Annotated in this window: 29 protein-coding genes; 9 read left to right on the top strand and 20 right to left on the bottom strand. The window is 69.5% G+C overall.

Translation table 11 applies throughout. The features are described from left to right. Positions 1–35: 35 nt before the first annotated feature. The 6 genes from LNW73_RS04615 to LNW73_RS04590 form a co-directional block, all read right to left on the bottom strand. Positions 36–2,114: a glycoside hydrolase family 65 protein gene (locus LNW73_RS04615; RefSeq protein WP_250989026.1), complete on the bottom strand. Its 2,079-nt coding sequence runs from the start codon at positions 2,112–2,114 to the stop codon at positions 36–38. A gap of 2 nt (positions 2,115–2,116) precedes the next feature. Next, the gene (locus LNW73_RS04610) at positions 2,117–2,860 is read right to left on the bottom strand and encodes an HAD family hydrolase (RefSeq protein ID WP_250992800.1); all 744 of its coding nucleotides are present in this window, start codon (positions 2,858–2,860) and stop codon (positions 2,117–2,119) included. Between the two features lie 74 nt (positions 2,861–2,934). Further along, positions 2,935–3,951 carry a type I glyceraldehyde-3-phosphate dehydrogenase gene (gene gap / locus LNW73_RS04605; protein WP_250989025.1) on the bottom strand — a complete coding sequence of 339 codons (1,017 nt, stop codon included), beginning with the start codon at positions 3,949–3,951 and terminating at the stop codon, positions 2,935–2,937. Between the two features lie 99 nt (positions 3,952–4,050). After that, entirely contained in the window at positions 4,051–4,674 is a 624-nt protein-coding gene (locus LNW73_RS04600) for a hypothetical protein (protein WP_250989024.1), read from the bottom strand. A 198-nt stretch (positions 4,675–4,872) separates the two neighbouring features. Further along, positions 4,873–5,454: an Rv1733c family protein gene (locus LNW73_RS04595; protein ID WP_250989023.1), complete on the bottom strand. Its 582-nt coding sequence runs from the start codon at positions 5,452–5,454 to the stop codon at positions 4,873–4,875. Further along, positions 5,451–5,960, bottom strand: coding sequence for a flavodoxin domain-containing protein (locus tag LNW73_RS04590; RefSeq protein ID WP_250989022.1), 510 nt, complete (start codon positions 5,958–5,960; stop codon positions 5,451–5,453). Before LNW73_RS04590 ends, LNW73_RS04595 begins: the two co-directional genes overlap by 4 nt. A gap of 449 nt (positions 5,961–6,409) precedes the next feature. Between LNW73_RS04590 and LNW73_RS04585 the strand changes: the two genes are divergently transcribed. Further along, positions 6,410–6,778, top strand: a complete 369-nt coding sequence (locus LNW73_RS04585) for an ArsR/SmtB family transcription factor (protein ID WP_198359569.1) — start codon at positions 6,410–6,412, stop codon at positions 6,776–6,778. On the opposite strand, the gene LNW73_RS35875 is transcribed toward LNW73_RS04585, so the two are convergent. Continuing rightward, a complete protein-coding gene (locus tag LNW73_RS35875; RefSeq protein ID WP_285390602.1) occupies positions 6,768–6,902 on the bottom strand; it encodes a hypothetical protein in 135 nt (44 codons plus the stop codon). The two genes, LNW73_RS04585 and LNW73_RS35875, sit on opposite strands and share 11 nt — an antisense overlap. Before the next feature lie 163 nt (positions 6,903–7,065). Between LNW73_RS35875 and LNW73_RS04580 the strand changes: the two genes are divergently transcribed. After that, positions 7,066–7,233 carry a DUF6126 family protein gene (locus LNW73_RS04580; RefSeq protein WP_250989021.1) on the top strand — a complete coding sequence of 56 codons (168 nt, stop codon included), beginning with the start codon at positions 7,066–7,068 and terminating at the stop codon, positions 7,231–7,233. Positions 7,234–7,800: 567 nt separating this feature from the next. Here LNW73_RS04580 and LNW73_RS04575 read toward each other — a convergent pair. From LNW73_RS04575 to LNW73_RS04565, 3 genes are all read right to left on the bottom strand, one after another. Beyond that, a complete protein-coding gene (locus tag LNW73_RS04575) occupies positions 7,801–8,190 on the bottom strand; it encodes a CBS domain-containing protein (RefSeq protein ID WP_250989020.1) in 390 nt (129 codons plus the stop codon). Positions 8,191–8,224: 34 nt separating this feature from the next. Further along, on the bottom strand, positions 8,225–8,587 hold the full coding sequence (locus LNW73_RS04570; protein ID WP_250989019.1) for an ArsR/SmtB family transcription factor: 363 nt from the start codon (positions 8,585–8,587) through the stop codon (positions 8,225–8,227). Between the two features lie 150 nt (positions 8,588–8,737). Continuing rightward, a complete protein-coding gene (locus tag LNW73_RS04565; RefSeq protein ID WP_250989018.1) occupies positions 8,738–9,112 on the bottom strand; it encodes a hypothetical protein in 375 nt (124 codons plus the stop codon). Positions 9,113–9,498: 386 nt separating this feature from the next. Here LNW73_RS04565 and LNW73_RS04560 point away from each other — a divergent pair, with 386 nt between their 5' ends. From LNW73_RS04560 to LNW73_RS04550, 3 genes are all read left to right on the top strand, one after another. Next, positions 9,499–9,696 (top strand): hypothetical protein, encoded by a 198-nt coding sequence (locus LNW73_RS04560; RefSeq protein ID WP_250989017.1) that lies wholly within the window; start codon positions 9,499–9,501, stop codon positions 9,694–9,696. A gap of 241 nt (positions 9,697–9,937) precedes the next feature. Further along, a complete protein-coding gene (locus tag LNW73_RS04555) occupies positions 9,938–10,348 on the top strand; it encodes a pyridoxamine 5'-phosphate oxidase family protein (RefSeq protein ID WP_250989016.1) in 411 nt (136 codons plus the stop codon). 184 nt (positions 10,349–10,532) lie between these two features. Continuing rightward, a complete protein-coding gene (locus LNW73_RS04550; RefSeq protein ID WP_250992799.1) occupies positions 10,533–11,747 on the top strand; it encodes a pyridoxal phosphate-dependent aminotransferase in 1,215 nt (404 codons plus the stop codon). 16 nt (positions 11,748–11,763) lie between these two features. Here the strand turns inward: LNW73_RS04550 and LNW73_RS04545 are convergent, their stop codons facing one another. The 6 genes from LNW73_RS04545 to LNW73_RS04520 form a co-directional block, all read right to left on the bottom strand. Then, positions 11,764–12,177, bottom strand: coding sequence for an anti-sigma factor antagonist (locus LNW73_RS04545; RefSeq protein WP_250989015.1), 414 nt, complete (start codon positions 12,175–12,177; stop codon positions 11,764–11,766). A gap of 47 nt (positions 12,178–12,224) precedes the next feature. Then, the gene (locus LNW73_RS04540) at positions 12,225–12,605 is read right to left on the bottom strand and encodes an ATP-binding protein (protein ID WP_250989014.1); all 381 of its coding nucleotides are present in this window, start codon (positions 12,603–12,605) and stop codon (positions 12,225–12,227) included. 32 nt (positions 12,606–12,637) lie between these two features. After that, the gene (locus LNW73_RS04535) at positions 12,638–13,087 is read right to left on the bottom strand and encodes a pyridoxamine 5'-phosphate oxidase family protein (RefSeq protein WP_250989013.1); all 450 of its coding nucleotides are present in this window, start codon (positions 13,085–13,087) and stop codon (positions 12,638–12,640) included. Beyond that, complete coding sequence (locus LNW73_RS04530; protein WP_441349470.1) at positions 13,084–14,811, bottom strand: SulP family inorganic anion transporter; 1,728 nt, start codon at positions 14,809–14,811, stop codon at positions 13,084–13,086. The genes LNW73_RS04535 and LNW73_RS04530 overlap by 4 nt, the downstream gene beginning before the upstream one ends. Further along, positions 14,808–15,149 carry an ArsR/SmtB family transcription factor gene (locus tag LNW73_RS04525; protein WP_250989012.1) on the bottom strand — a complete coding sequence of 114 codons (342 nt, stop codon included), beginning with the start codon at positions 15,147–15,149 and terminating at the stop codon, positions 14,808–14,810. Before LNW73_RS04525 ends, LNW73_RS04530 begins: the two co-directional genes overlap by 4 nt. Positions 15,150–15,380: 231 nt before the next feature. After that, positions 15,381–16,250 (bottom strand): universal stress protein, encoded by an 870-nt coding sequence (locus tag LNW73_RS04520; RefSeq protein ID WP_250989011.1) that lies wholly within the window; start codon positions 16,248–16,250, stop codon positions 15,381–15,383. 302 nt (positions 16,251–16,552) lie between these two features. Here LNW73_RS04520 and LNW73_RS04515 point away from each other — a divergent pair, with 302 nt between their 5' ends. The 3 genes from LNW73_RS04515 (at position 16,553) to LNW73_RS04505 (ending at position 18,542) form a co-directional block, all read left to right on the top strand. Continuing rightward, a complete protein-coding gene (locus tag LNW73_RS04515; protein ID WP_250989010.1) occupies positions 16,553–17,455 on the top strand; it encodes a universal stress protein in 903 nt (300 codons plus the stop codon). Between the two features lie 187 nt (positions 17,456–17,642). After that, positions 17,643–17,984 carry a universal stress protein gene (locus LNW73_RS04510; RefSeq protein ID WP_308407636.1) on the top strand — a complete coding sequence of 114 codons (342 nt, stop codon included), beginning with the start codon at positions 17,643–17,645 and terminating at the stop codon, positions 17,982–17,984. Positions 17,985–18,077: 93 nt separating this feature from the next. Beyond that, positions 18,078–18,542, top strand: coding sequence for a pyridoxamine 5'-phosphate oxidase family protein (locus LNW73_RS04505; RefSeq protein ID WP_250989008.1), 465 nt, complete (start codon positions 18,078–18,080; stop codon positions 18,540–18,542). 166 nt (positions 18,543–18,708) lie between these two features. On the opposite strand, the gene LNW73_RS04500 is transcribed toward LNW73_RS04505, so the two are convergent. From LNW73_RS04500 to LNW73_RS04485, 4 genes are all read right to left on the bottom strand, one after another. Continuing rightward, positions 18,709–19,194: a general stress protein gene (locus LNW73_RS04500; protein ID WP_250989007.1), complete on the bottom strand. Its 486-nt coding sequence runs from the start codon at positions 19,192–19,194 to the stop codon at positions 18,709–18,711. Positions 19,195–19,311: 117 nt separating this feature from the next. Then, complete coding sequence (locus tag LNW73_RS04495) at positions 19,312–19,767, bottom strand: universal stress protein (RefSeq protein ID WP_250989006.1); 456 nt, start codon at positions 19,765–19,767, stop codon at positions 19,312–19,314. 424 nt (positions 19,768–20,191) lie between these two features. After that, positions 20,192–21,049 (bottom strand): universal stress protein, encoded by an 858-nt coding sequence (locus LNW73_RS04490; protein WP_250989005.1) that lies wholly within the window; start codon positions 21,047–21,049, stop codon positions 20,192–20,194. 220 nt (positions 21,050–21,269) lie between these two features. Continuing rightward, on the bottom strand, positions 21,270–21,983 hold the full coding sequence (locus LNW73_RS04485) for a response regulator (RefSeq protein ID WP_250989004.1): 714 nt from the start codon (positions 21,981–21,983) through the stop codon (positions 21,270–21,272). 320 nt (positions 21,984–22,303) lie between these two features. Between LNW73_RS04485 and LNW73_RS04480 the strand changes: the two genes are divergently transcribed. Further along, positions 22,304–24,025, top strand: coding sequence for a sensor histidine kinase (locus tag LNW73_RS04480; RefSeq protein WP_250989003.1), 1,722 nt, complete (start codon positions 22,304–22,306; stop codon positions 24,023–24,025). Positions 24,026–24,029 lie beyond the last annotated feature (4 nt).

Below are 24,029 nucleotides of genomic sequence, written 5' to 3'. Positions count from 1 at the left end.
GGCTCACAGGTGGTCTCACCGCCACCGCACCCCATCTATTCCGTGGGCAGCTGGAGGGTACGGGAGGTGCCCGGGGCGAGGGTGAGGGAGCGGCCCGCGAGCCGGATGCGGACGGGCGGCTGGTCGGAGGGCGGAACGCTGATGCTCAGGTTTCCGGCGTGCAGGGTCAGTCCGATACCCCGGTGACCGCGGTAGCGGATGGAGAGGCCGTACTCCGACAGCTCGGGAAGCGGCGCCGGGTCGAGTGACAGCTCGTCCCCGCGGACCTCCAGACCGGTCAGGCCGCGCTGGACGAGGTCGAGCGTGCCGGCCATGGCGCCCAGGTGGATGCCCTCGGCGGTGGTGCCGCCCTGAAGGTCGGCCACGTCTCCGGTGAGCGCCTCCTGGCAGTACTTCCAGGCTCCGGCGCGGCGGGCGCGGGCCAGTACCCATCCGTGGACCAGCCCGCTGAGTGTCGAACCGTGGCTCGTTCTGCGCAGGTAGTGGTCGACGGTCGTGCGCCACATCTCGTCGTCGAGGCCGTATCCGAGCCGTCGGAAGAGCGTGGTGAGTTCGGCCGGGGAGAAGAGGTAGCCGAGCATCAGCACGTCGGCCTGCTTCGACGCCTGGTACGCGTTGACGGTGTCGCCCTCGGCCTCCAGGATCCGGTCGAGGCGCCGGATGTCGCCGTGCCGGGCCCGGTAGGCGTCCCAGTCCAGTTCGGCGAGGTCGCCGTAGCCCTCGAACTGGCTGATGACCCCGCGGTGGAAAGGCACCCGCAGCCGGTGCGAGACGTCCTCCCAGAGTTTGAGTTCTCCCGCGTCCAGCCCGATGCGCTCGAACAGCGCCTGCCGGCGTGGGGCGGGCAGGCCCTCGGCGAGTTCCAGAGCGCGGGTCAGCACCCAGGCGGCCGTCACAATGGCGCCGGTCCGGCCGGCCGCGGTCGCCGTCCGGCACGCCTGGCCCAGGCGCCGGTATCGGTAGGAGAGCAGGGCCCGGGAGACCTCCGGAAGGTGCAGGTTCAGGAAGGGCAGGACGAACAGTTCGTCCCAGAAGACATGGCCGCGGTAGGCCTCGCCGTGCAACCCGCGGGCCGGCACGCCCACGTCGAGGTCGGCGGTGTGCGGGGAGAGGGTCTGCAGCACATGGAACAGATGCAGCCGCAGTACCCGTCCGGCCTCGCCCGGCACCTCCAGCTCCGCCCGCTGCCACAGGCGCTCCCACGCGGCTTCGTGGGACGCGAGCAACGCGGTGAAGTCACCGGCCTGCTGTACCCGGTCGATGGCCGCGTGCAGCGGATCGCTGATCGCCGGGTCGCGCGAGGTGTGCAGCGCGACGGTCTTCTCGACGACGACAGCGCTGTCGGGCTCGATCGGCAGCCTCAGCGCATGGGTGGCGGTGCGGTCCTCGGTGATGAGCCGTGCCGAGGTGGGGATGCTCCCGGCCACCTGGGTACGGGCGGCCATCGCGATGAGGATGTCGGAGGTGTTGGTGCGGCATTCCAGCCACACCGTGTTCGGCCCGGCGGCCCCGGTGTGCCAGCGGTCGAGGTGCCGGCCGTTCAGATCGCGGTAGCGGTCGACGCCCGAGTTGGTGATGTCTCCGTCGAGGGCGGATTCCACCTCCAGCTCGCCGGCCCAGCCTTCGGCGGTGAACTCGGTTCGCAGGGCGGCCAGATGCGGATCGCCCATGTGCACGAGTCGGGACTGCACCACGGTGATCCGGCGACCCTGCGCGTCACACAGCCGCATCCGTCGCGTCAGCGTGCCCTGGCGCAGATCCAGGACCTGTCGGTACTCCAGCAGCGAACCGTCGTCGGCGGAGAACCAGGGGCCGGGCGCGGCGCCGCCGTCGGAATCCGTGTCGGAGGTCGCGTCGCGGGCGCGAAAGCGCAGCGGCAACCAGTTCGGCAGGTTGACGATGTCCTCGTTCTCGACCGTCCGTCCCGCTACGGTCGACGTCAGCCGGTTGTAGCAGCCGGCCGCGTAGGTACCCGGATAGTGCGCGGTGCCCGCTGTCGCCTCGGGCACGGCGCCACGGGTGGCGAAGTAGCCGTTGCCGAGGGTGCACAAGGATTCGCGAAGCCGCTCCTGCGCCGGGTCGTGTCCCTCATAGTTCCAGGTCCGGTCCGGCATCGTCAGCTCCCTCCACCGGTCAGCAGCTCGGCCAGGTCGCGGACCACGATGCTCGCGCCGTGCTCGCGCAGGTCGGTGGCGCTGGTCGGTCCCGCGGTGCGGTCCACGCCGACCACCAGGCCGAAGCCGCCCCGGCGGCCCGCTTCCACACCCGCCAGAGCGTCCTCGATCACGGCCGCCTGCGCCGCGGGTACGCCCAGCCGCCGGGCGGCTTCCAGGAACAGTGCAGGGTCGGGTTTTCCCGCCAGCTTCAACCGGGCCGCCTCCTTGCCGTCCACCACGGTCCGGAACAACTCCCGTACGCCCGCGCCCGCGAGGAGTTCGGGCGCGTGGCGGGAGGCGGAGACGGCGGCGCACGGGACGCCGGCGGCGTGCAGCGCGTGCAGCACCCGTACGGTGCCCGGCCAGGCGGCGATGCCCCCCGCACGCAACTGCCGCGTGAACAGCTGCTCCTTGCGGGCGGCGACCGCCTGCACGGTGCCCGTTCCAGGCGGGTCGTCGGGGTCGCCCAGGGGAAGCCGCAGGTCGCGCGAGGCGAGGAAGGCGGCCGCGCCGTCGAGCCGGTTCCTGCCGTCGACATAGCGGCGATAGTCCTCCACCGGGTCGAACGGGCGGTCGTGTCCCGCTGCCCGCAGGCAGGCGTCGAAAGCGGTCCGCCAGGCGGCGGCGTGCACCCGGGCCGAATCGGTGATCACCCCGTCGGTGTCGAACACCACGGCCCGCACCGACCGGAGGACCGGCAGCAGCGCCGCCGCTGACGCTGCGCTGCTCTCTTCCTCCGGTGGGCGCGGCCGTCGCGCCGCGTCGCGGCCCGCCGTCGTCACAGCCGGGACGCGACGTAGGTGGTGAGGTCCAGCAGGCGGTTGCTGTAACCCCACTCGTTGTCGTACCAGCCGAAGACTTTCACCAGGTCACCCTGCGCCTGGGTGAGCCCCGCGTCAACGATGCACGACGCCGGGTCGCCGATGATGTCGCGCGAGACGATCGGCGCGTCGGTCACCCGCAGGACGCCTCGCAACGGCCCCTCGGCGGCCTCGGCGAACGCCGCGTTGACCTCCTCGGAAGTGACGTCCTGCCGGAGCAGCACCGTCAGGTCGGTCAGGGACCCGTCCTCCACCGGAACCCGTACCGCGATGCCCTCCAGGACCCCGGCCAGTTCGGGGAGCACGATGCCCACGGCGCGGGCGGCGCCGGTGCTGGTCGGGATGATGCTCACGGCGGCGGACCGGGCGCGCCGCAGGTCCTTGTGGGGGCCGTCGAGCAGTGCCTGGTCGTTGGTGTAGCCGTGGACGGTGGTCATCATGCCCTTGATGATCCCGAAGCGTTCGTGCAGAACGTGGACCATCGGTACGACGCAGTTGGTGGTGCAGGACGCGTTCGACACGATGTGGTGCCGGCCGTGGTCGTAGTCGGTCTCGTTGACGCCCATGACGACGGTGAGGTCCACGTCCTTGGCAGGCGAGGAGATCAGTACCTTGCGGGCTCCGGCCTTCAGATGCAGCGCTGCCTCGTCGCGGGTCCGGAAGCGGCCCGAGGACTCGATGACGATGTCCACCCCGTAGGTACCCCAGGACAGTTCCGACGGGTCGCGGACCGCGGTCACCACGATGCGCCTGCCGTCGACCGTGATCGACTCCTCGTCGTGACTGATCGCCCGTCCGAGGCGTCCGAAGGTCGAGTCGAACTCCAGAAGGTGGGCCAGCGTCGCGGCCGGGGCGATGTCGTTGATGGCCACCACCTCGACCGGGGCGGTGCCGCCGTCGGCCCGGTCCAGGACACAGCGCAGGTAGTTGCGCCCGATGCGGCCGAATCCATTGATGCCCACACGTATGGCCATGATGACGTCTCCTCGTTCGGTCGGTGATGGTCCGTCGTGTCCCGCCGGGTCGTGCGACGTGGCAGGACGCAACGGTGCTGGGCGGGTGCCGGGTGGGGGTTAGAGCAGCCAGCGGTGGTCGCGGACGACCGGCAGGCGGGCCCAGATCCGGCCGAGGCCCCAGACGGTGCCTGCGGAGGCGACGGCGAGCGCGATCATGACGGCCGCGTACAGCAGGTGGTAGTCGACGAGCGGGTTGCTGGACATGCTCAGCGAGCCGTCGGAGGCATGCCGGGCCGGCGGCCACTCCGCCATCCACATCAGCCCCATCATGGCCGTGCCCGCCACGGCGGCGAACCGCAGTGCGACCCCGGCCGTCAGGGCCACTCCGATGCTCAGCAGACCGAGCATGAACAGCCAGTTCGCCCAGCCGGCGCCCGCCCAGGAATGGAACGTGGACTCCATGGGGCCGGCGGAGACCCCGCTGAGGAAGCCCTTCGTCGGTGAGCCGCCGTCGACCCAGCCCTTGCCCGACGAGGTCGCGTAACCCCAGCCGAACGCCTTGTCGAGGAAGGCCCACAGGAAGATGAACCCGGTCAGGACCCGGATCCCGGCGAGGACGCGGGCGCTGGTCGACATCGCGGCCAGAGCCTGCGCCGTGCCGGACTCTGCCGAGGTCCCGACCCTGTGTCGTGCCGACAGGTGGAACCCGGTGCGCTGTTGCGGGTGCTCGTGGACTGCCATGGTGGCTATCCCTTCCGGGATCTGGAGGAGGGACGCGGCAACCGCGTCCGGTCCCAATGTGCCGTCGCCGGGAGCGGGAGCGCAGGGGCCCGCAGTCCCGACGACCGGGCCGAACGTCCCTACTCCGAGGGCCCGTTCAGTCGACCGGGTACGTCAAGTCCGACCTGCTCGGTGCTGGCGTCGAGGCGCGGTTCGTCGTCACACCGGACGCCGACCCCACTCAGGAGCGGTCAACGCCCACGCCCGTTCCCATTCCGCCATGCGCCGTCGATCGGCACCCCGGCGGACCAGCCCGCGCACCATGACGATCGCGAATGCCGAGCAGACGGCGCCCAGCGCACCACCGACCCACGTCAGCGACATGAGTTCCTCGCCCGCTACGGGCGCCGGAACCTGCCGCCCTGTCCGGTCCAGCCACACCGTGGCTCTCGAGCCGCGCAGACTTCCGGAATCCGCCTTCACCGTGCCGGTCCCCACGGTTCCTGCGACACCGGTCCAGCGCACCTTGACGTCATAGTGCACACTGCCGCCGCCCGCTCGCGGAACCGCCTCCGGCGCGTTCTCCAGCAGGACCGCTGCCACGGGATGCCGCGACGCCCGCTGCTCCCTCGACGCCTGGACACCGGCGGCGTGGGCCGCGCGCCCGGCGGTGAAAGCGGCCGCGGGCAGAAGGAGCAACAGCGCAAGCGCCGTTACCAGGTTCACCCAACTCTCGATCACGTCCGAGCGACGGCACAGCGGATTGCTCCGCCGCTGCCGCCACCACAGGTGCTTCTTCACGGTGTCGCGACCTCCTTGACCAGTTCGCGTGCGACACCGCGTGCCCACAGCCGGATCTGCTCCGGGTCGCGGAAGTCACCGCCCCGGCCGGACTTGACGATCATGCGGGCGATCCGGCCCTTGGAGCCGTCCTGCAGGCAGCCGCCGAACGTGACATGTCCGCGTGCCTTGAGACGGTCGACGAGGCGCTGGACACCGGGCACCGGAGGGATCAGGCCTTCACGGGCTGTGGCGTCGAGAGGCCCGCTGCTGAACAGCCAGACGGGCCGTTCGGCCAGATCCGCCTCGTGGTGCCAGGCGAAGCGGACCGCCTCCCGGCGCCACCGGCCCGCGTACAGGGCGCCGCCGAGGACAACAGCGTCGTAGGGGCCGACGCTCTCCACCTCACCGACAGCCCGGGCCTCCGCCGCCAGACCCTGCTCGCGCAGCGCCTCGGCGATCATCGTGGCGATGCCCGCGGTGGAGCCGTTCTTCGATGCATACGCGACGAGTACGCGTTCGGTCATCACAGGTCTCCTGACAGCTTTCACAGCCGGCGAATTCGGTGCGGCGCGGCATAGCGTTCCGTCCCCGAGGTCGCCGGGTGGCCGGCGGACCGGCTCCGTTCCAGCGTGAAGGCCGTGCCCCCGCCGGGGGAGGGGCCGCAGGGCCCTGCCAAGGGCCCGACCGGCCCCATGAACCCTGGCGGGCGGGCCGGGTGACCAGCAGGCCCGCCCGGCCGGCCCAACATGACTTATGCTTGAAGAGTTCTTCAATTTGGCATTTAACGGACTGCGTAATGGATGAGGATCGAGTGGCGAGGTGTGACGAGGCCATTCATCGACGTGAGGTGTGAACAGGTCGACTCGCGTGGCGTGAGGGCGGCGGCCGGAGGACGGGAACGCTGCCCAGCGTTCGTGGCGGAGCTCGGCGCAAGCGAACGCTGCAGAAGGTGGGAGACGAGACGTTGCTGAACGTGCAGATTCCGCTGTATCAGGCGAAAGCGGAGTTCTTTCGAATGCTGGGACATCCGGTACGCATCCGTGTGCTGGAGCTCCTCCAAGCTGGGCCTATGCCGGTTCGGGATCTCCTGGCCGCAATTGAGGTCGAGCCGTCGAACCTTTCGCAGCAGTTGGCTGTTCTGCGACGTTCGGGGATCGTGGTCGCCAGCCGTTCGGGGGCAACCGTGAACTATGAGTTGGCGGGCGCGGATGTGGCGGATCTGCTGCAAGCCGCACGGCGGACCCTGGGGCAGTTGCTGGCGGGCCAGGAGGGTCTGCTGGCAGAACTTCACGCGGACCAGGAAGCGGATGCCGCAGTCAACGGGGATCAGGTCATCCGTTGAAGCGTCGTAGCGGAGCGCCGGCAGGCCAGAGCAGGTCGTCGGTCAGCTGGTCTGCGAAGCCGTCCGCAATTGCGCAGCACGGTCGGCAGCCGTAGAGATCGCGCTCGCTGTCCATGTCGGTCATGTGCCACCAGTCCTGTGCGGGGCCGGGAAGTCGGTGTGTTTGCTGTGCGTGCTGCAGAGGCGGTATGCCCCGCGGATCCGCCCAGGCCCGCAGAAGCGAATGCCAACGCGCCCGACGGGGTTGACCTCGGACGCTCGTTCCCGCAGACGAATGGAGACCGGATATGACAGGCGAGACGACAGGTGGGCCCCAGGCCAGCACCGCGGGAAACGGAAGCGAAAAATACAAGGAGAAAGCAGTCGTTCTGCGAGTGATGGTCTACGTCGTCGCGGGGCATCTTTTTGCCGGATTCCTCTGGCTGCTCTTCTACCTGGGGGCCCACTCGCACTGATGAGTCAGTCAGGGCTGGGGCGTTGCCGTGACGGTTCGGTGCAGTGGCTCGGCCATGCTCCGTGTCATGGTCCGGTGACCAGGGTTACGTCGGTGTGCTGGGTGCGGCTCCTGCCCGGGTCGTGGCGATGCGGCCTCCGTGACCCCCGGTGTCGCGGATCCCGCGCCGCGGACTCATCCAGGCCCTTGCCCGTCAATCGATGGGGCGCCTTGCAAGTGGTGCAGCGGCCACCCCGCATTGCTGGAGCGGGGGTTCTCCTGCGGGGCGGCCGCCGTTCGTGGGTGTCAGGTTGAACCAGGTGCGGGAAGTCGGCCCTCTGGGGTGGTCCGTTGGTCACCTGAATCTACGAGACTCGTTAATTGCCAATGTTAGCAACTATAGGGCCTCTGGAGAGCGGGAACGCGCACGCTGTGCCTGCGGTGGGACCGAACTGCAAGGGCAGGCACCGCTAGGCGGCATGTTGCGGGCCGCAGGGCTCAATTCCCCGCCCGGGCCGCAGGTTGGCCACGGCATGGCAGGTGAGCGTTTCTTCGGAGGGGCCGCTTCCAGCTGCTGCGCCGGTGGCCGTCACGCCGCCGTCCTCGGGTTCGGACCGAGGGTGAGGACGCCGAGCGCAACGCCGTCGTCGTCCACGACGGGCCACACGGCCAGTGACCTCTCGCGCATGGTGGCCTCGGCCTCGCTGAGGGGCATGTCGGGGCGGGCGAAGGGACTGCAGTCGTGGGGGATGTCGCGCACGCGGGTGGCCTCGGTATACCAGGGCTGGGCGCTGTGGGCGGTGAGCTGATCGCGGGTGACGATGCCGGCGCAGTGACCCTCGTCGTCGCGGATGAGGACGTGGTCGGTGCGGGCGCCGTGGAGCACGGCGAGGGCTCGGTCGATGGTCGTGTGGTCGCTCACGTGCAGCTCGGGGAGCGCCATGGCGTCGGCGACGGTCGGGCGGGCGGCATCGGTCATGGTCGGCTCCGAAAGGTTCGGGCCCGCGGCCCGGTCAGGAGGGGCCGGGTGGCGAGGTCGTCAGGGTGGGATTGGTGGCACGGAGGTCCTGCAGGAGCTCGGCCTGGCCGGCCAGGACGCCGCTGAGGATGGTGCGGGCGACCGTCAGGAGCTCGGCCACCTGGGGGCTGGTGAGCCGGTAGTAGACGGTGGAGCCCTCCTTGCGGGTTGCCACGAGGTTCGCGCGGCGCAGTACGGCGAGTTGCTGGGAGAGGTGGGCGGCTTCGATTCCCACCTCGGGCAGCATTTCCGCCACCGCGTGTTCCCGCTGGCTGAGCAGTTCCAGCACGCGGATGCGGACCGGATGGCCGAGGGTTTTGAAGAAGTCGGCCTTGAGCTGGTACAGCGGGGCGCTCACGTGGGCCGCCTCCAGGGTTCCGGGGCCGGGTCCCGGCACATGGTCGGTGGATTCCGGGCAGCAACGGCGTGCGAGCACCCTGTCCCGACCCGGGCGAAGCAAGGAACTGATCTCTTGCCGACTTTAGCAATTCCATGATGCTCTCCTCGTTCAGGCGGCGCGCGAGGGCCCCGTCTGCCGTCGTCGGCCGGCGTCCGCGGGCTCCGGAGCCGGGGCAAGAGCCGCCAAAGCGGCATTCAGGTCGGGGAAGACTCGGACGCCGACCAGGGAATTCGAGGTCAGCAGCGGTGTGGGGCGACCTCGGAGCCCGCACAGCGCCAAGCCGGCGGGCGCGGCGGCGAGGATCGCGGCCTCTCCGGCCGGGCTCCAGCCCATCAGCCCGGACATGTCCAGTACCAGCGTTCCCGTGGTTCGTGCCCGGGCCCAGCCGACCGCTCCGGTGAACCGGTCGGTCACCCGCCGGCCCAGATGGCCGTACAGATGCAGCACGCCGGTGCCGTTGTAGTCTTCGAAATTCCACTCCATGGCTACTTTCGCCCCCGTCGCTCGCTGCTGGGGATCGCACCTGCACGGCGTGCGGTGGCGGAGAACGGGTGCAGCATGCGGTCGTTCCCGCACCGCGGGCAGTGGCTGCTCCCGTCGAGGGCGGCGGGCCTGCAGCGCAGGGTGCAGGCGGGGCAGAGCAGGACCGGAGCTTCGTCGCCACGGATGGGTGTGATCCGCATTCGCCTCTTCATTCCATTCTTCATAGTTGCCAATCTTAGCAAGTGCTAAGGTTGTCATCTAGTGGCCGCTCCGAGGCCCTGACATCCGGAGCGGCCACTTCACCGACTGCACAGGTGCGCCGATGGCTGTTGCCTGTCCGTCGTTCCCCGCTACCGGGTGTGGGCGGAAAACAAGGGGAGTTGCTGATGGGCGAGGGATTCAGGGCCGCTCTGCAGCGGCAGGCGGCCACGCTGTGTCAGGCGCTGGCTGATGCCGCCGAGGCGGGAGACGTCTGGATGGTCGCCGTGTACTCGGTCGACATGGAGGAACTGCAGCGGCTGGGACGGGCGCACGATGTCGAACTGCCGGTCCACGTCCAGCCTGCCGCAGTGAGGCAGAGGTGATCTTGACGTCGTGCCGTGGCCCGGGCTCCTCCTGCCGCACACCGCGGATACCCGTGCCGGGGCCCGGGGCGAGGGGGATCTGGCGCCGAGCCATGGCGTGGGCTCGTACGCGACGGCAGGCGCGGGTATTCGGCCCGGCCTGTTCCACCGCAGGCGATCCGGCTGTGGGAGCTCGCCCGCGCGTCTTGGCGCCCTCGGCCGGCCCATGCCCACAGAGCGCTTCCCACATTGGAGCCCACCGATGACGCAAGCTCTGCCCCGCCTGCTTCCCGTTTCTGCGGACATGGCCCGGTCCCTGCTGGCGTCCGACAGGGCCGGCCGGCTGACACGCTGCGATCCTGCCCTGGCGGCCATCCCTGTCCAGCATCACCTGCTCGACGACGGACAGCTCATCCTGCGCGCGCAACGGCCCGCCCCCGCATCCCGGTTCGCCTTCCCCCGGCAGCTCACGTATCAGGTCGACCAGATCAACATGCGGGACCACACCGGATGGACCGTCATCGTCACCGGTCTCGCCGACCAGATCACCGGCACCCGCCTGAGGCACTACCGGGCGCGACTGGGTGCAACGGCAACGGTGCACGCCGAGCACTTCCTGCTCATCCACCCCCGGAGCATCACGGGCTACCGCCTCACCCGCGACGCCTGGTGACGGGCGCACTCCGGGCGCTGCACCGGTCGGCGTCCAGCAACGGGAATGCCCGATGACCCAGCCCCCTGCCCGAACGCGACCCGAGTACGGGCTTGAGGTGACGTTCCGATGCCCGGCGTCCTCCATTGCGACCTGTTCACGGGTATCCGTGACCTGACCGTCGATTACCCGTAAGGCGATGCGCATGCAGGTGACCCAGTCCGCCAAGCTGGCGAATGTCTGTTACGACATTCGCGGACCGGTGCTCGACGAGGCGATGCGGCTGGAGGCCGCGGGGCACCCCGTCGTGAAACTCAACACCGGCAACCCGGCGGCCTTCGGCTTCGAGGCCCCGCCGGAGATCCTGAAGGAGATCCTCGGCAACCTCGCTGACGCCCACGGCTACGGGGACGCGAAGGGCCTGCCCGCCGCGCGCCGCGCGGTCGTGGACCACTACCGGGAGCGAGGAATCGAGGATCTGACGGCGGAGGACGTCTACCTCGGCAACGGCGTCTCCGAACTCATCCAGATGGCCCTGCAGGCCCTGCTCAACGATGGGGACCAGGTACTGGTCCCCGCCCCGGACTACCCGCTGTGGACCGCGGCGGTGTCACTGGCCGGCGGCACCGCCGTGCACTACCGCTGCGACGAACAAGCCGACTGGTTTCCTGACCTGGCCGACATCGAGGCCAAAGTCACCGACCGCACCCGCGCCCTCGTCGTCATCAACCCCAACAACCCCACCGGTGCGGTCTACAACGACGAACTCCTGCGCGGCCTGGTCGACATCGCCCGCCGCCACCACCTCATCGTGTATTCCGATGAGATCTACGACAAGATCCTCTACGACGACGCGACCCACACCTGCACCGCATCCCTCGCCCCGGACCTGCTCTGCCTGACGTTCAACGGGCTGTCCAAGGCGTACCGCGTGGCCGGCTTCCGCTCCGGCTGGATGGCGATCAGCGGCCCCAAAGCCCACGCCGCCAGCTACGTCGAGGGCCTCAACATCCTGGCCAACATGCGGTTGTGCGCCAATGTGCCCGCCCAGCACGCCATCGCCGCGGCCCTCGGCGGCCACCAGTCGATCGGCGGCCTTCTGCTGCCCGGCGGACGGCTGCGGCAGCAGCGCGACATCGCATGGAAACTCCTCAACGACATCCCCGGCGTCTCCTGCGTCAAGCCGCGCGGCGCCCTGTACGCCTTCCCCCGCCTGGACCCCAAGGTCTACAGGATCAAGGACGATGCCCTGATGGTTCTGGACCTGCTCAAGGCCCAGCACATCCTGGTGGTTCAGGGAACGGGCTTCAACTGGTCCGAGCCCGACCACTTCCGGCTCGTCACGCTGCCGCGCGCCGCTGATCTGGCCGACGCGGTGACCCGCATCGGCACCTTCCTGGACGGATACAGCCAGCCCTGACAAGCCGGCCCGTGGATCAGGCCGTGGCCGGCACTCCGTTGTTCGGCCAACCGGTGGTCCTCCACTCCTGCTGGCCGCTCGGGTCCTCCGCAGACACCTGATGCGCGGTCAGAGCCGCAGCCAGGTCGCAGTGGATGGTCACCGGCGGATGCGAATCGGCGGGGACGACCAGCCCGTCCGCAGGGATCGCCGCGAGTTCCAGCGGCCGGCCGACGGCAGCGAGGCGGCGGGCCGCTTCGGTCACGGCCTCCTGCCCCGCTGCTGACCATCCCTGCAGGAGAGCCAGGTCGAGAATCACGGGGCCGGCGCCTCGCGCCTGCACCCAGCCCACCGCTCCGCCGAAACGTGAGACGGAGTCGGCGCCCAGGAAGCCGGAGACGGACAGGAGCCCCAGACCATCGAGGGTGGTGTAGTGCCATTGGATCGTCATGTCAGTCTCGCGCTTTCTTCTGCGATGTGACCGCTGCGGGCGGGCTTCTACAGCGGAAGGGTGATCCACATGTTCTTCCCGCCTCCGTCGGCGTCGGGCCGCACCGTGCAGGTGCCCCCGAGTTCGGCGGTCAGCTCGGCGATCATCGCCAGGCCACCACCGGCGACGGCGAACTCGACCAGGTCCGGCTGATGGGGATGGCGGTCGTGAACCGCGAAGGCCAGAACATCCGCCCCGGCCGCGTACGTGACGGTGGCCTGCGGGGACGCCGTAGCGGCGTGCCGGACACTGTTCGCGACCAGCTCGCTCAGGATGAGCAGTGCGGGTCCCATGACCGGGTGGGCCCGGTTGATGCCCCAGGCGCGGTAGACGTCTTCGGCGGCCTCACGAGCCCGGGCCACCGCACCGGGCGCCATGGGAACGGTCATCACGTGCCGGTGATGCAAGTCAGCGATCCGGGTCACGAACCGTTCGACCTTCCTGAACCGGCAATCTCCGCAGCGGCGGCGGTAGCAGCGGCAAGCCGATAGCCGCGAACGGTCTGCGGGCTGATGTGGGCGAGCGTGTCATGCGGACCGAAGACCCAGCCGGGGAGCGTACGGCGGTAGTGCGCGGCCTCGTCGACGTCAACGATCAGTCCGACCGGTCCGGTGACGCTGATCGACCACCCGCTGCGCCGTGCCGCATCGATCTCCTCGGCGTTGTACGTCACAACGGCTGGTCCCGCGAGGGCGCCTTCGGGCGCCGGGACGCGGACGATGAGACGACCGTTCTCCAGGACATGGACCGCCGGCCGCACCTGGGTCAGCCCGCGTTGGACGAACACCAGACGGCCACCGGTGGTGCCTCTGAGCAGCCACAGGGCTTCGGGCCCCATCATTTCCGTCATTCTGCGGGTCGTGGAGGTCATCCGGCCGGCTCCTCGGTAGGGACTTTGGCGGCTTGCGCGGGAATCGCCAGAACTCCCGTGCGCTGCAGGTGGGTTCGGGCCGCGCGGATCGCCTCCGGCGTGGTGCTGAAGACTCTGCCGTCGGCGTACAAAAGATCCAGCACACCGAGCGCGTCCAGAGCCTGCCGCTGGCCGGGCTGGATGCCCGATGCCATCACGGTGATCCCGCGACGGCTCAGCTTGTGCACCGCGTCCTTGAGGACCAGTGCCCCTGTGGCGTCCAGAGCGGTGATCCGTGACAGTCGCAGGATCACCACCCGCACATCGGCGACATCGGTCAGCTCCAGCAGGAAGCGGTGCGCGGCGGCGAAGAACAGCGGTCCCTCGATCCGGTACGCCACGATGTGCTCGGCCAGCAGTTCATGCTCCTCGACGCTGTGATCGCCCGCCGGGTCGTGTTCCAACGGGACCCGGTCCAACCGGGCGTGCTGGGCGACCGCGCGCAGGGCGACCACCGCCGCGACCACCAGCCCCAGGACAACTGCGTACACGAGGTCGAGTGCCAGTGTCGCCAGCGCGGTGAGGATCAGGACGAGCGCATCACCCCGCGTGGCACGGACCATCGCCCGCAGCGAACCGACCTCGATCATCCGGATCGCGGTGGCCAGCAGCACCCCCGCCAGCGCGGCCAACGGGATCCGGGCCACCAGCGGCGCCGCCGCGAACACGATCGCCGCCAGGACCACGGCGTGGGTGAGCGCGGCCAGCCGGGAACCCGCCCCGGAACGCACGTTGACTGCGGTGCGCGCGATGGCCGCCGTCGCGGGGACTCCGCCGAACAGCGGCGCGGCCAGGTTGGCCAGCCCCTGCCCGAACAGTTCACGGTCCGGATCGTGTCTCTGCCCCACTGTCATGCCATCGGCCACGGTCGCCGACAACAGCGACTCCAGCGCGGCGAGCGCGGCCACCGCGATCGCGGGAGCCAGCAGCGAGGACACCGTGGACAGATCCAGGAATCCGAGCGAGGGCGCGGGAAGGCCGGCCGGCAGATGCCCGATCCGAGCCACGTCGAAGTGGGCGGCTTGTGCCGCGAGGGTCGCTGCGATGACCCCGACGATGGAGAACGGCACCGTCGGACGCCAACGGGCACCGGCCAGCATCAGCGCCGCGACACCGGCCGACAGGCCGATGGCCGTCCAGTTCGGATGCACCGCGAACTCCTCCACCGCGCGCCATGCCACGACGAGAACCTTCTCGCCCTTCGGCGTGGCCACACCCAGCGCCGCCGGCACCTGCTGCAGTCCGATCACGCAGGCGATGCCTAGTGTGAAGCCCTCGACGACCGGCGCCGGAACGTACTTCATGTACCGCCCGGCTTTCGCCACAGCCAGTGCGATCAGGATGAGCCCGGCCATCAGCCCGACGGTGAGCACCCCGCCCGGCCCGTACCGGGCCACGATCGGCACCAGCACCACGGTCATCGCCCCGGTCGGCCCGGACACCTGCAGATTCGACCCGCCGAAGACGGCCGCCACCGCGCCGGCCACCACAGCGGTGGCCAGCCCCGCCTCCGCGCCGAGCCCGGACGAGACCCCGAACCCCAAAGCCAGCGGCAACGCCACGATCGCCACCGTCAACCCGGCCAGCAGGTCCCGGCGCGGCTGCCGTCGCATCCCGGAGAAGTCCGCCCGGATCGGGAGCAGCGAGCGGATCGAACCCCAGAAATCGTGCAGCACCGTACTCACCGGGAGACGACCTCGTTCTGCCGCAGCTCGGCAAGAAGCTCGTTCTGACCGGTGAGGACCTGCGCGAGGATGGTGCGCGCCACGGACATCAACACCGCCACGTCCCCGCCGGCCAGCGCGTACACCACGGTCGAACCGTCCCGGGTGGACGTGACGATCCCGGACCGCCGCAGCACGGCGAGCTGCTGCGACAGACTCGACGGCTCCACCTCGATCGCCGTCAGCAGCTTCCGGACCGGTACGGGCCCGTCCTGCAGCAGCTCCAGTACCCGGATCCGCACCGGATGCGCGAGCATTCGGAAGAAGTCTGCCTTGGCCTGATACAGCGGAACCGCCACAGCGCGCCCTCCTCATCGCCGGCTCCCACCGGACTGGGCTTCGTCCTGTGCCATCGATGACTGCAGGCACAGCACTCACAGCATGTAATGAATTGCCATTTTTTGCAATTCTATCAAAGCGCATGAGGATGTCGGAGCTGGAGGGCGACCAGCCGCAGCGCACACCGGTTGTGAGCTCAACGGCCTGGGCCGTGGACGTACCGCCTTCGTTCGGAGCTGTGCTCCGCGGTGTCAGTCGTGGGCGATGACGGCGACCGGCGCCGTGGCGTGGTGCAGCACGGCGTGGGCGACCGGCCCGAGATGGGCGCCCAGGGGCGAGCGGCGCAGATGCCGGCCGACGATGACGAGGTCGGCGCCCACCGAAGCCTGGACCAGTCGGCTGCCGGCAGGTCCCATGAACACCTGGGAGTCGGCGCGAACGGAGGGGAACTTGTCACGCCACGGCTTCAGCATGTCCTCCAGCATCTGCGTGACACTCCGGCCGATGTCCCGTTCGTTGTCGGGGTCGAAGAAGGGGATGTACTCGTAGGCGGGAGGAAGCTTCCAACCATGCACGGCCCGCAGGGCGCAGTTGCGACGGGCGGCTTCCTCGAAGGCGAAGGAGAGGACTTTGTCGGCGGCCTCGTGGATGTCCACGCCCACGACGATCTCCCCGTAACCGGCGGGCTCCGTGTCCGCGGTTTCCCGCGGCGGCCGTACGAGGGCCACCGGGGTTTCCGTGGCCGCGAGCGTCGACATGCCCACCGAACCGACGAAGAAGCCGACCAGGCCGCCCAGGCCACGGGAGCCGAGGACGAGCAGCCCTGCGTCGGTGGCCTCGGCTGCCAGGGCTGCGGCCGGCCTGCCGGAGAGACAGCGGATGGTGATCTCCAGGCCCGGGTACCGGCGGCGCACGGCCTCCGAAGCCTCGGTGAGGGCCTCGTCGGCCCAACGGTCGGCGCTCTCCCGGCCCAACCGCGGAATGGCAGGGCTCATGGGCCATTCGACCGCGTGGACGAGTCGCAACGGGACCCCCCGCAAGGACGCCTCCCTGGCGCCCCACATGGCTGCTGCCCGGCTCTCGAGTGACCCGTCGATGCCGACGGTCACATGGTGTTTCATGGCGGGAACCTCCTGGGGGCACGTTCCCGCGGTAGCTGGTGGAGCCGCGGGTCTGCGGTCTTTCAGAGTGGCCCGGGAAACGGAAGCGGAGGAGGGGCCAAACGGCCCCTGGCCGGACCGACCAGCCCCCCGCCCACCAGGGACGCGAGATCCACGCACTCCGCACGCAGCAGCCCGCTGTTGAGGAGGGTGTACACGGGGAATCTTGGCCCACGTCTGAGACCTGAACGGCCCTCCGCGTGGAGAGTCCGCTGTGGCAGCGTGAGAGCTGGACCCTTGGTGGTTCTCGGTGAGGAGGAACCATGGAAAGCACCACGAGCGGCTCCGAAGTCGGCTCCGTCATCGTCGGCGTCGATGGTTCGGAGTCGGCCCGTCACGCAGCGCTGTGGGCAGCGGTCGAGGCCGTGCACCGTGAGCGCGCCCTGCACATCGTGTACGCCGCCGACACGGACGGCCGAGAGGCCTACGTTTCGGAAGCGGGCATCGAGCGCGAGTGCAAAGCAGGCCGCGAACTACTGGACGACATCGCCGCCGTGGTCCGGGAACAGCATCCCGGCCTGGACATCAGCACCGAGCTCAGCCGCGGTGCACCCGCCCCGAGTCTGCACCGGTTCGCCGGACCGCACGGCACGATTGTGGTCGGCAACCGCGGGCTGGGCGGGTTCACTTCCCTCCTGCTGGGCTCCGTCGGCCTGAAGGTCATGGCGGGTGCCACGTCGCCCGTCATCGTGTTCAGAGGGATCGACAACGGGGCCGAGAAGGCAACGGTGCTTGCCGCGGTCCGCGACGAGAACGACCTTGATGTCGCCCGATACGCGGCGCGCGAGGCTGTCCTTCGCAAAGCCTCGCTGCGCATGCTGCAGGTGTGGAACGTCCTGCAGTCCGTCGGGAACGTCGTGACCATGGTCGACGGCTTGGGGGAAATGGCCGGCGAGCAGGTTCATCACTTGGCCGCGGTGGCGGATCGGATCCGTCAGGAGTTCCCTTGCCTGACCGTTCAGCTGGACGCGGAGAAGAGCGTTTCCGTGGCCGGCGTTCTGGTCGAGGCCTCGCAACACGCGGACCTGCTGGTGATGGGTGGCCGGCGGTCGCCCGGCGACATCGGACCCACTCTCGGGCGGGTGACGCACAGCCTGGTGCACCACGCCCACTGTCCCGTGCAGCTCATTCCGCGGCAGGACCGTGAGCAAAGGAGCACGTCATGACCGGCGTCGGCGAACGACACCGCGGCACGACACGCAGCACGTTGACGACACCTCCCGCAGCATCACGCTGCACCAGACCGCATCGGAAGTCCTCAGAGCGTCCGCCGCCTGGAGCCGGGAGCGCTACCCCGGGATCGATCCGGCCGTGGATCTGGTCGATGGGTTCCCCACCCCGGTGATCGGGTGAATGTCCGGGCAGGCTCGCATGATCGTGCTGGGCTCGCGTCGCCTGAGTCGTACCTCGGAGTTCTTCAGCGCAGGCTCCCAGGAGGACGCACTGCAGGCTCAGCGACGGATGCTGTCCGAGATGACGGCCGGCTTTTCGCAGCAGTACCCGGACGTCGCGCTGAAGCACGAGGTACCGACCGGCCACCCGGTGGAGGAACTCGCAGGCGCCGCCGAACACGCACTGGCCGTGGTCGTGGGCCGCCGAGGCCGGGGCGGCTACACCGGCATGCGGCTCGGCTCCGTCGTGCACGGACTGCTCCACCGGGCACACTGCCCAGTGATCGCAGTTCCCCTCGGCTGAGGATCGCGAAGGCGATGGCCCAGCCGCACAGGAAGCACTCGGTGTTCTGCACAGCGGTGATCTGCAGGGGATTTGGAGAGGGAGGCGATCAGGATGTACCAGGGGATCACCCCGAGCACGCCGACGGCCGATCGCACCGCAATCGGGCCGCGGCGTACGGCGATGCTCGAACCCGACGAAGCCCTGAGACTGCTCGGCACGGTCTCCCTCGGCCGCATTGTCTTCACCAGCCACGCACTGCCGGCAGTACGCCCGGTCAACCACATCATCGACGCCGGGGACATCGTCCTCCGGGTGTTCGACGGCGGGGACATCGCCGCGCTCACGGCACCCGACGACTGCCCCGGCATTGTCGTGGCCTACGAGGCCGATGCCATCGACCCGAAGACGGACCTCGGTTGGAGCGTGGTCGTCACCGGCTACGCGCTGCCCGTAACGGATGGCCGCGACGGCCAGCGGTACGGAGAACTGCGGCGTCCGTTGGTCGGCGGCCCGATGGGCTGTGTGCTGAGCATTCGGCCCGGCCTCATCACCGGTTTCCGCCTGGAGAAGGCCTGATCACCAGGTGGGTGGTGCCAGGTCACGGTGAGTGTGTCGTCCACCCGGTGCACTTCGAAGCGCCAGTGAGCCGGCCGACGGGGGACCCGTCGGCCGGCTCTGTCGAGCCCGGATGTCTCCTAGCGTCGAGGGCAGCGGCGAGCCGTGGTCTCGGCCTGCCGGGTGCTCACCGGGTGCTGAGTACTGATCGCGCGTGATCGCCGTGCGACGCCATGACCAGTACTTGATAGCGACTGGGAATGACGGCGCTTCTGGACGTGAAATCCCGGCGTCCCGCGGTCATCGCGAACTGGAACAGCGCGAAGATCCCGCCGAACAGCACGCCCCAGCTCAGCCCCCAGACCATGGCCTTCCAGAAGGCTGTCGTGCTCAGGATGCTCAGCAGCAGGCCGACGAAGACTCCGAACCATGCGCCGCTCGTGGCTCCGTAGAGCAGGGCGCGCCCCCAGTTCAGCCGCCCGGTGATCTGCTCCACCATCCGGAGATCGCTTCCGACGATCTGGGTGGTCTCCACTTCGAATTCGTGGTCGGCGAGGTAGTCGACGACGCTCTGCGCCTCGTCGTAGGTCGCGAAGGAGCCGAGTGATACCTGCTCGCCCGGATGCCGTTCGACGGGTCCCCGTCCTGCTTTCACTGCTGTCGTGTTCATCATGGCTGCCTCCCGGCATGATCGATGGTGTACGGATCCGATGGCGCCGGTGTGGCGATGGGTTGGGGCCGACCAGGCTCTCTTTCGCGGGGCGGTACGGAGGAGCCGGCCGGCAGGTCCTCATTCAGGAACGACGACGACCGGGCACGGTGCGTGCTGGACGCAGTGCTGGCTGACCGAGCCGAGGAGGATCCCGGCGAAGGTGCCGTGTCCCCTGGTGCCCACGGTCAGCAACTGGGCTCCCGCTGCTGCGGCCAGCAGGACCTCTGCGGGATGGCCTTCCACCACACGGGCCAGTACTTCGACCGGCCGGTCGAGGCGCCCCGACTCGTTGGCGACGACCTCGTCGAGGTTCTTCTGGATGCTTGCGGCGATGTCACCGAGGTCGATGACGCCGGGGACCCACCCGTAGCTGTACGCGTACATGTCGGGGTTCTGCCATGTGGTGATGGCTTCGACTGTGGCGTCGGTCAGCTGTGCGTAGGCCATCGCCCAGCGCAGTGCTGAGGTGGAACACTCCGACCCGTCCACCCCGACGACCACACGTCGGGCGGGTCCCTGGGTCTGCTTCGGCATGTCGATCTCCTGAGGTTGGTTCGCCGCCTGCTTTTCGTGCCGACCGCGCTCTACGGGGACGGGCTGAGGGACTGCCGCCGTGATGGGACCACCGCGGGTGTTCGGGGGACGGACGGCATCGACGGGGTCTGCGTGCGTGCGGCGACGGGCGCCGCGTCTGCGTCTCGGCCCAACTCAACGATGTGTAGTGGCTGTTGTTCTGCATCCAGCGTGCTCTGTCGTCCCCGGATGTGTGAGGGGCCGAAGGTCCCGCTGAACGCCGAATGGTCCTCGTGGATCAGTCTGGTCGGGCCCTCCAAAGGCGACGACAACCGTGCGTGCAAGGAGCAGAACCTGCGATGCACCGGGCGGTATCGCGGCCGCAGCGTGGTGTGCGCCCCCTTAGCGGCCGTCCCCGGTGCAAGGCGACCGCCTCCGGCGGCGGTCAGCGAGCGGGCACGATCGCCACCGGGCAGGGGGCATGGTGCAGCATGGCGTGGTTCACCGAGCCGAGCTGGAGGCCCGGATGCTCGTGCCGGCGGCGTGCGCCGAGTACCAGGAGGTCTGCTCCGGCGGCTGCACGCAGCAAGTTGGAGGCAGACCTGCCCTGCACGGCATTGCGCCGTACTCGCAGACCGCTGACTCCCGTCTCGGGAAGGGGCACGGCGCCCAGCAGGTTCTGGGCTCGGTCGGCCGCCGCACCGGCGTCCATCACCACTGACACCCCCGACATGTCGATCTCGGGGCGCCAGGCGTGCACGAGCTCCAGATCGGCATGTCCCGCCGCCGCCTCCTCGACCGCGAACTCCGCCGCCGCTGAAACATCGTGCGACCCCACACCCAGCACCACACGGCCGCGCCCGACCTCCGCGGGTTCACGTTCACCGCGAACCACCACGACGGGGTACGCGGCCCTCGCGGCGACCCGCAGGCTCACCGAGCCGAGCAGCAACCCGGGGAATCCGCCGCGGCCACGGGTTCCCAGCACCAGCAGCGGGGAGTAGCGCTGCAGGCCGAGCAGCGCGGACAGGGCGTCTTCGGCGAGCAGTTCGGTGTCCACCGCTACGCCGGGCCGGCGCGCGGACGCCCGCTCGGCCGCGGAGTCCAGGACTTCCTCGATGGCCTTACGCTCGGGCGCGAGTTCCATGTCGTCCACGGTTTGCTGTTCGAACAGCTCCCAGACAGACGCGTGAACGAGCCGCAGCCCCACTCCGCGGCGGAAGGCGTCGTCGACCGCCCAGTCCACGGCTCGCAGACTCTCCGGCGAGCTGTCAACGGCCGCCACCACGCAAGCAATGCTCATGATCTTCTCCACACCTCGACAGGCCGATTCCGGCCATGCGTGCGACGACTGCCGACTGGTCGCTCGACTCGATCCGTCGGCGGGTGCGAAACGGCACCTTTGGTCAGTTCACACGCGGTGTGCCGCACGCGGTAGGGCCGGTCGGCCCCGCTCGCCCGCGCAGTGGGCCCCTTGCATGGGCCGGTGCCCGACCCCGGGACGAGCGGTCAGTGTGCGCGGGTCACCGCCGGTTGCCGGTGTCGTGATGTCCTTCGTGGTTCAGCCGGTCCTGGGCCTGGGTCGCGATCACGGCGGCCTGGACGCGTCGCTCGACTCCCAGCTTGGCGAGGAGGCGTGAGATGTGGTTCTTGACGGTCTTCTCCGCGAGGTAGAGCCGCTGTCCGATCTGCCGGTTGGTCAGTCCTTCGCCGACCAGCGCCAGGATCTCCCGCTCCCGTTCGGTCAGGCTGGGCAGCGCGACCAGTTCCGGTGCCGGCTCTTCCGCGCCGCGCAGCTTGGCCATCAGCCTGGCCGCCGCGCTGGGGTCGAGCGTCGACTGTCCGGAGGCGACCGTGCGGACGGCCGAGACCAGGTCGGAGCCGCGGATCTGCTTGAGCACGAACCCTGCGGCGCCGGCCATGATCGCGTCGAGGAGCGCCTCTTCGTCGTCGAAGGACGTGAGCATCAGGCAGGCGAGTTCGGGCATCTTGGAGCGGAGCTCCCGGCAGACCGTCACTCCGTCTCCGTCCGGCAGTCGCACGTCCAGCACGGCGACCTGCGGGCGGAGCGCGGGGATGCGGATGAGGGCGTGTTCGACGGTGCCGGCCTCGCCGATCACCGTGATGTCCGGTTCGTCGTTCAGCAGGTCCCGTACTCCGCGCCGCACCACTTCGTGGTCGTCGAGGAGGAAGACCGTGATCCCGGCCGCGGGGGAGGGAGGGTCGCTGTCGGACATCAAGAGCTCCTGAATCCTGCGCCGGGCTCACTGTCCAGCGGACAGCACCCGAACCGCGCTCACCGAGCGGTCTGCGGCTCACCACAGATTGTGACCGGGGCCAAGTGGCCCCGGCTCCATGGTGTCACCATCTCCTCGGCCTCCCACGCTTCGCGCCGAAAGCATCATGATCACCTACCGAGGCCCTTGCCGGGCCCTTCCTGTTCCCCCGGAGCTTCCAGGAAGGGACGAAGGGCTCCTTGCGGTGATTAAGGGGCGAGTACGGTGGAAGGAGCTGAGAGACCGACTCCATCCCGTCACGTGCACCTGGAGGCATATCGGTGGGTAACGGCGACGAGGGCACCGGGCAGTCTCCTCAACTGCGGCTCGATGAGCTTCTCGAGGAGTTGCAGAGCCGGCTGGACGTGGCGCGCGGCACCCGGGACCAGGTCCGCGGCCTGCTGGAGGCGGTGCTCTCCGTCGGGCGTGAGCTGGATCTGGAGCAGGTGCTGCGCAATATCGTCGAGGCGGCGGCCGTGCTGGTGAAGGCCGAGTACGCGGCGCTGGGGGTGATCGGGCCGGACGGCGAGCGGCTGGGCGAGTTCCTGACGGTCGGTTTCACGCCGGAGCAGATCACGGCGATCGGCGCGTACCCGTCGGGGCACGGAATCCTGGGTGTCCTGATCCGTGATCCGCACCCGTTGCGGCTGCCGCGGATCTCCGATCACCCCTCCTCGTACGGTTTTCCGCCGAACCACCCGCCGATGGACTCCTTCCTGGGGGTACCGATCCGGGTGCGCGACCACGTCTTCGGCAACCTGTATCTGACGGAGAAGCGCGGCGGTGGGCAGTTCGACGCCGAGGACGAGTCCGTCCTGGCCACGCTGGCTGTGGCCGCCGGGGTGGCGATCGACAACGCGCGGCTGTACGAGGAGTCCAGGCGGCGCGAGCGGTGGCTCCAGGCCAACGCGGAGATCACCCACACGCTCATGGCAGGCAGTCCGCGCAGCGCGGTCATCAGCCTCATCGCAGAGCGGGCCAAAGAGATCACCGGCGCGGAACTCGCCCTCATCGCGCTACCGGTCCCGGACCCGTTGATGCTCTCGGTCGAGTTGGCCATCGGACGCGACGCGGAAGTGATTCGCGGTCTGATGGTGCCGATCGAGGGCAGTCTGGTGGGTGCGGCCTACGCTGCAGGAAAGCCTCTGACCAGCGCAGACATCAACACTGACGAGCGGATTACCGTGGATTTGCCCCGCATCGCCGGGCTGGAGGCCGCGGTGGCGGTTCCCATCGGCATCGGGGACGGGCTGCGCGGTGTGCTGCTGTTGGCCCGCGGGGCCACACGAACAGCTTTTGTCGAGGAGGAGATCGAGCCCCTGCAGGGCTTCGCCGGGCAGGCGGCGGTGGCGATGGAGCTGGCCGAACGGCGTGCCGGCGCCGAGCAGATCGCGCTGCTGGAGGACCGGGACCGGATCGCCCGCGATCTGCACGACCTCGCGATCCAGCGCCTCTTCGCCACCGGGATGACGCTGCAGAGCGCGGGCCGCTTCATCGAGCACCCCGAGGCCTCGGAACGGGTCCGGCGCGCTGTCGACGATCTGGACGAGACCATCAAGATCATCCGATCGACCATCTTCGGTCTGCGGTCCCGTGAGACCGGCGCCGAACACACCCTCCGGGCCCGTACGGTGCGTGCCGCATCCGACGCCTCCGCGGTCCTCGGCTTCACGCCGAGCGTGCGGATGGAGGGGCTGCTGGACACCCAGGTGCCGCGGGAGGTCGCCGACCATGTGCTGGCGGTGCTGGCGGAGTCACTGAGCAACGTCGCGAAACACGCACACGCCACCCGCGTGCAGGTGGCCCTGGAGACCGACGGCCGGCACGTCGTCCTCACGACCACCGACAACGGCGTCGGACTCCCGGCGGAACGCGACGGCGACGGCAACGGCCTGCGGAACCTGCGGGAGCGCGCCCTGCAACTGGGCGGCGACATGGAGCTGATCTGCCCGCCGGACGGCGGGACCACCCTCGTCTGGCACACGCCAGTACCGAGGGGATAGCCGG

Source organism: Streptomyces sp. RKAG337 (assembly GCF_023701715.1).
GTDB lineage: Bacteria > Actinomycetota > Actinomycetes > Streptomycetales > Streptomycetaceae > Actinacidiphila.
Note: the sequence above shows the minus strand (reverse complement) of the source record. Positions and strands in the feature narration are given on the sequence as shown.

What these genes read in the sequence shown, in the direction of transcription:
- LNW73_RS04615 (WP_250989026.1), bottom strand. Translation starts at nt 2,114, where the DNA reads ATGCCGGACCGGACCTGGAACTATGAGGGACACGACCCGGCGCAGGAG.
- gap (WP_250989025.1), bottom strand. Translation starts at nt 3,951, where the DNA reads ATGGCCATACGTGTGGGCATCAATGGATTCGGCCGCATCGGGCGCAAC.
- LNW73_RS04600 (WP_250989024.1), bottom strand. Translation starts at nt 4,674, where the DNA reads ATGGCAGTCCACGAGCACCCGCAACAGCGCACCGGGTTCCACCTGTCG.
- LNW73_RS04590 (WP_250989022.1), bottom strand. Translation starts at nt 5,960, where the DNA reads ATGACCGAACGCGTACTCGTCGCGTATGCATCGAAGAACGGCTCCACC.
- LNW73_RS35875 (WP_285390602.1), bottom strand. Translation starts at nt 6,902, where the DNA reads ATGACCGACATGGACAGCGAGCGCGATCTCTACGGCTGCCGACCGTGC.
- LNW73_RS04580 (WP_250989021.1), top strand. Translation starts at nt 7,066, where the DNA reads ATGACAGGCGAGACGACAGGTGGGCCCCAGGCCAGCACCGCGGGAAAC.
- LNW73_RS04575 (WP_250989020.1), bottom strand. Translation starts at nt 8,190, where the DNA reads ATGACCGATGCCGCCCGCCCGACCGTCGCCGACGCCATGGCGCTCCCC.
- LNW73_RS04565 (WP_250989018.1), bottom strand. Translation starts at nt 9,112, where the DNA reads ATGGAGTGGAATTTCGAAGACTACAACGGCACCGGCGTGCTGCATCTG.
- LNW73_RS04560 (WP_250989017.1), top strand. Translation starts at nt 9,499, where the DNA reads ATGGGCGAGGGATTCAGGGCCGCTCTGCAGCGGCAGGCGGCCACGCTG.
- LNW73_RS04555 (WP_250989016.1), top strand. Translation starts at nt 9,938, where the DNA reads ATGACGCAAGCTCTGCCCCGCCTGCTTCCCGTTTCTGCGGACATGGCC.
- LNW73_RS04550 (WP_250992799.1), top strand. Translation starts at nt 10,533, where the DNA reads ATGCAGGTGACCCAGTCCGCCAAGCTGGCGAATGTCTGTTACGACATT.
- LNW73_RS04545 (WP_250989015.1), bottom strand. Translation starts at nt 12,177, where the DNA reads ATGACGATCCAATGGCACTACACCACCCTCGATGGTCTGGGGCTCCTG.
- LNW73_RS04540 (WP_250989014.1), bottom strand. Translation starts at nt 12,605, where the DNA reads ATGACCGTTCCCATGGCGCCCGGTGCGGTGGCCCGGGCTCGTGAGGCC.
- LNW73_RS04535 (WP_250989013.1), bottom strand. Translation starts at nt 13,087, where the DNA reads ATGACCTCCACGACCCGCAGAATGACGGAAATGATGGGGCCCGAAGCC.
- LNW73_RS04520 (WP_250989011.1), bottom strand. Translation starts at nt 16,250, where the DNA reads ATGAAACACCATGTGACCGTCGGCATCGACGGGTCACTCGAGAGCCGG.
- LNW73_RS04515 (WP_250989010.1), top strand. Translation starts at nt 16,553, where the DNA reads ATGGAAAGCACCACGAGCGGCTCCGAAGTCGGCTCCGTCATCGTCGGC.
- LNW73_RS04510 (WP_308407636.1), top strand. Translation starts at nt 17,643, where the DNA reads ATGTCCGGGCAGGCTCGCATGATCGTGCTGGGCTCGCGTCGCCTGAGT.
- LNW73_RS04505 (WP_250989008.1), top strand. Translation starts at nt 18,078, where the DNA reads ATGTACCAGGGGATCACCCCGAGCACGCCGACGGCCGATCGCACCGCA.
- LNW73_RS04500 (WP_250989007.1), bottom strand. Translation starts at nt 19,194, where the DNA reads ATGATGAACACGACAGCAGTGAAAGCAGGACGGGGACCCGTCGAACGG.
- LNW73_RS04495 (WP_250989006.1), bottom strand. Translation starts at nt 19,767, where the DNA reads ATGCCGAAGCAGACCCAGGGACCCGCCCGACGTGTGGTCGTCGGGGTG.
- LNW73_RS04490 (WP_250989005.1), bottom strand. Translation starts at nt 21,049, where the DNA reads ATGAGCATTGCTTGCGTGGTGGCGGCCGTTGACAGCTCGCCGGAGAGT.
- LNW73_RS04485 (WP_250989004.1), bottom strand. Translation starts at nt 21,983, where the DNA reads ATGTCCGACAGCGACCCTCCCTCCCCCGCGGCCGGGATCACGGTCTTC.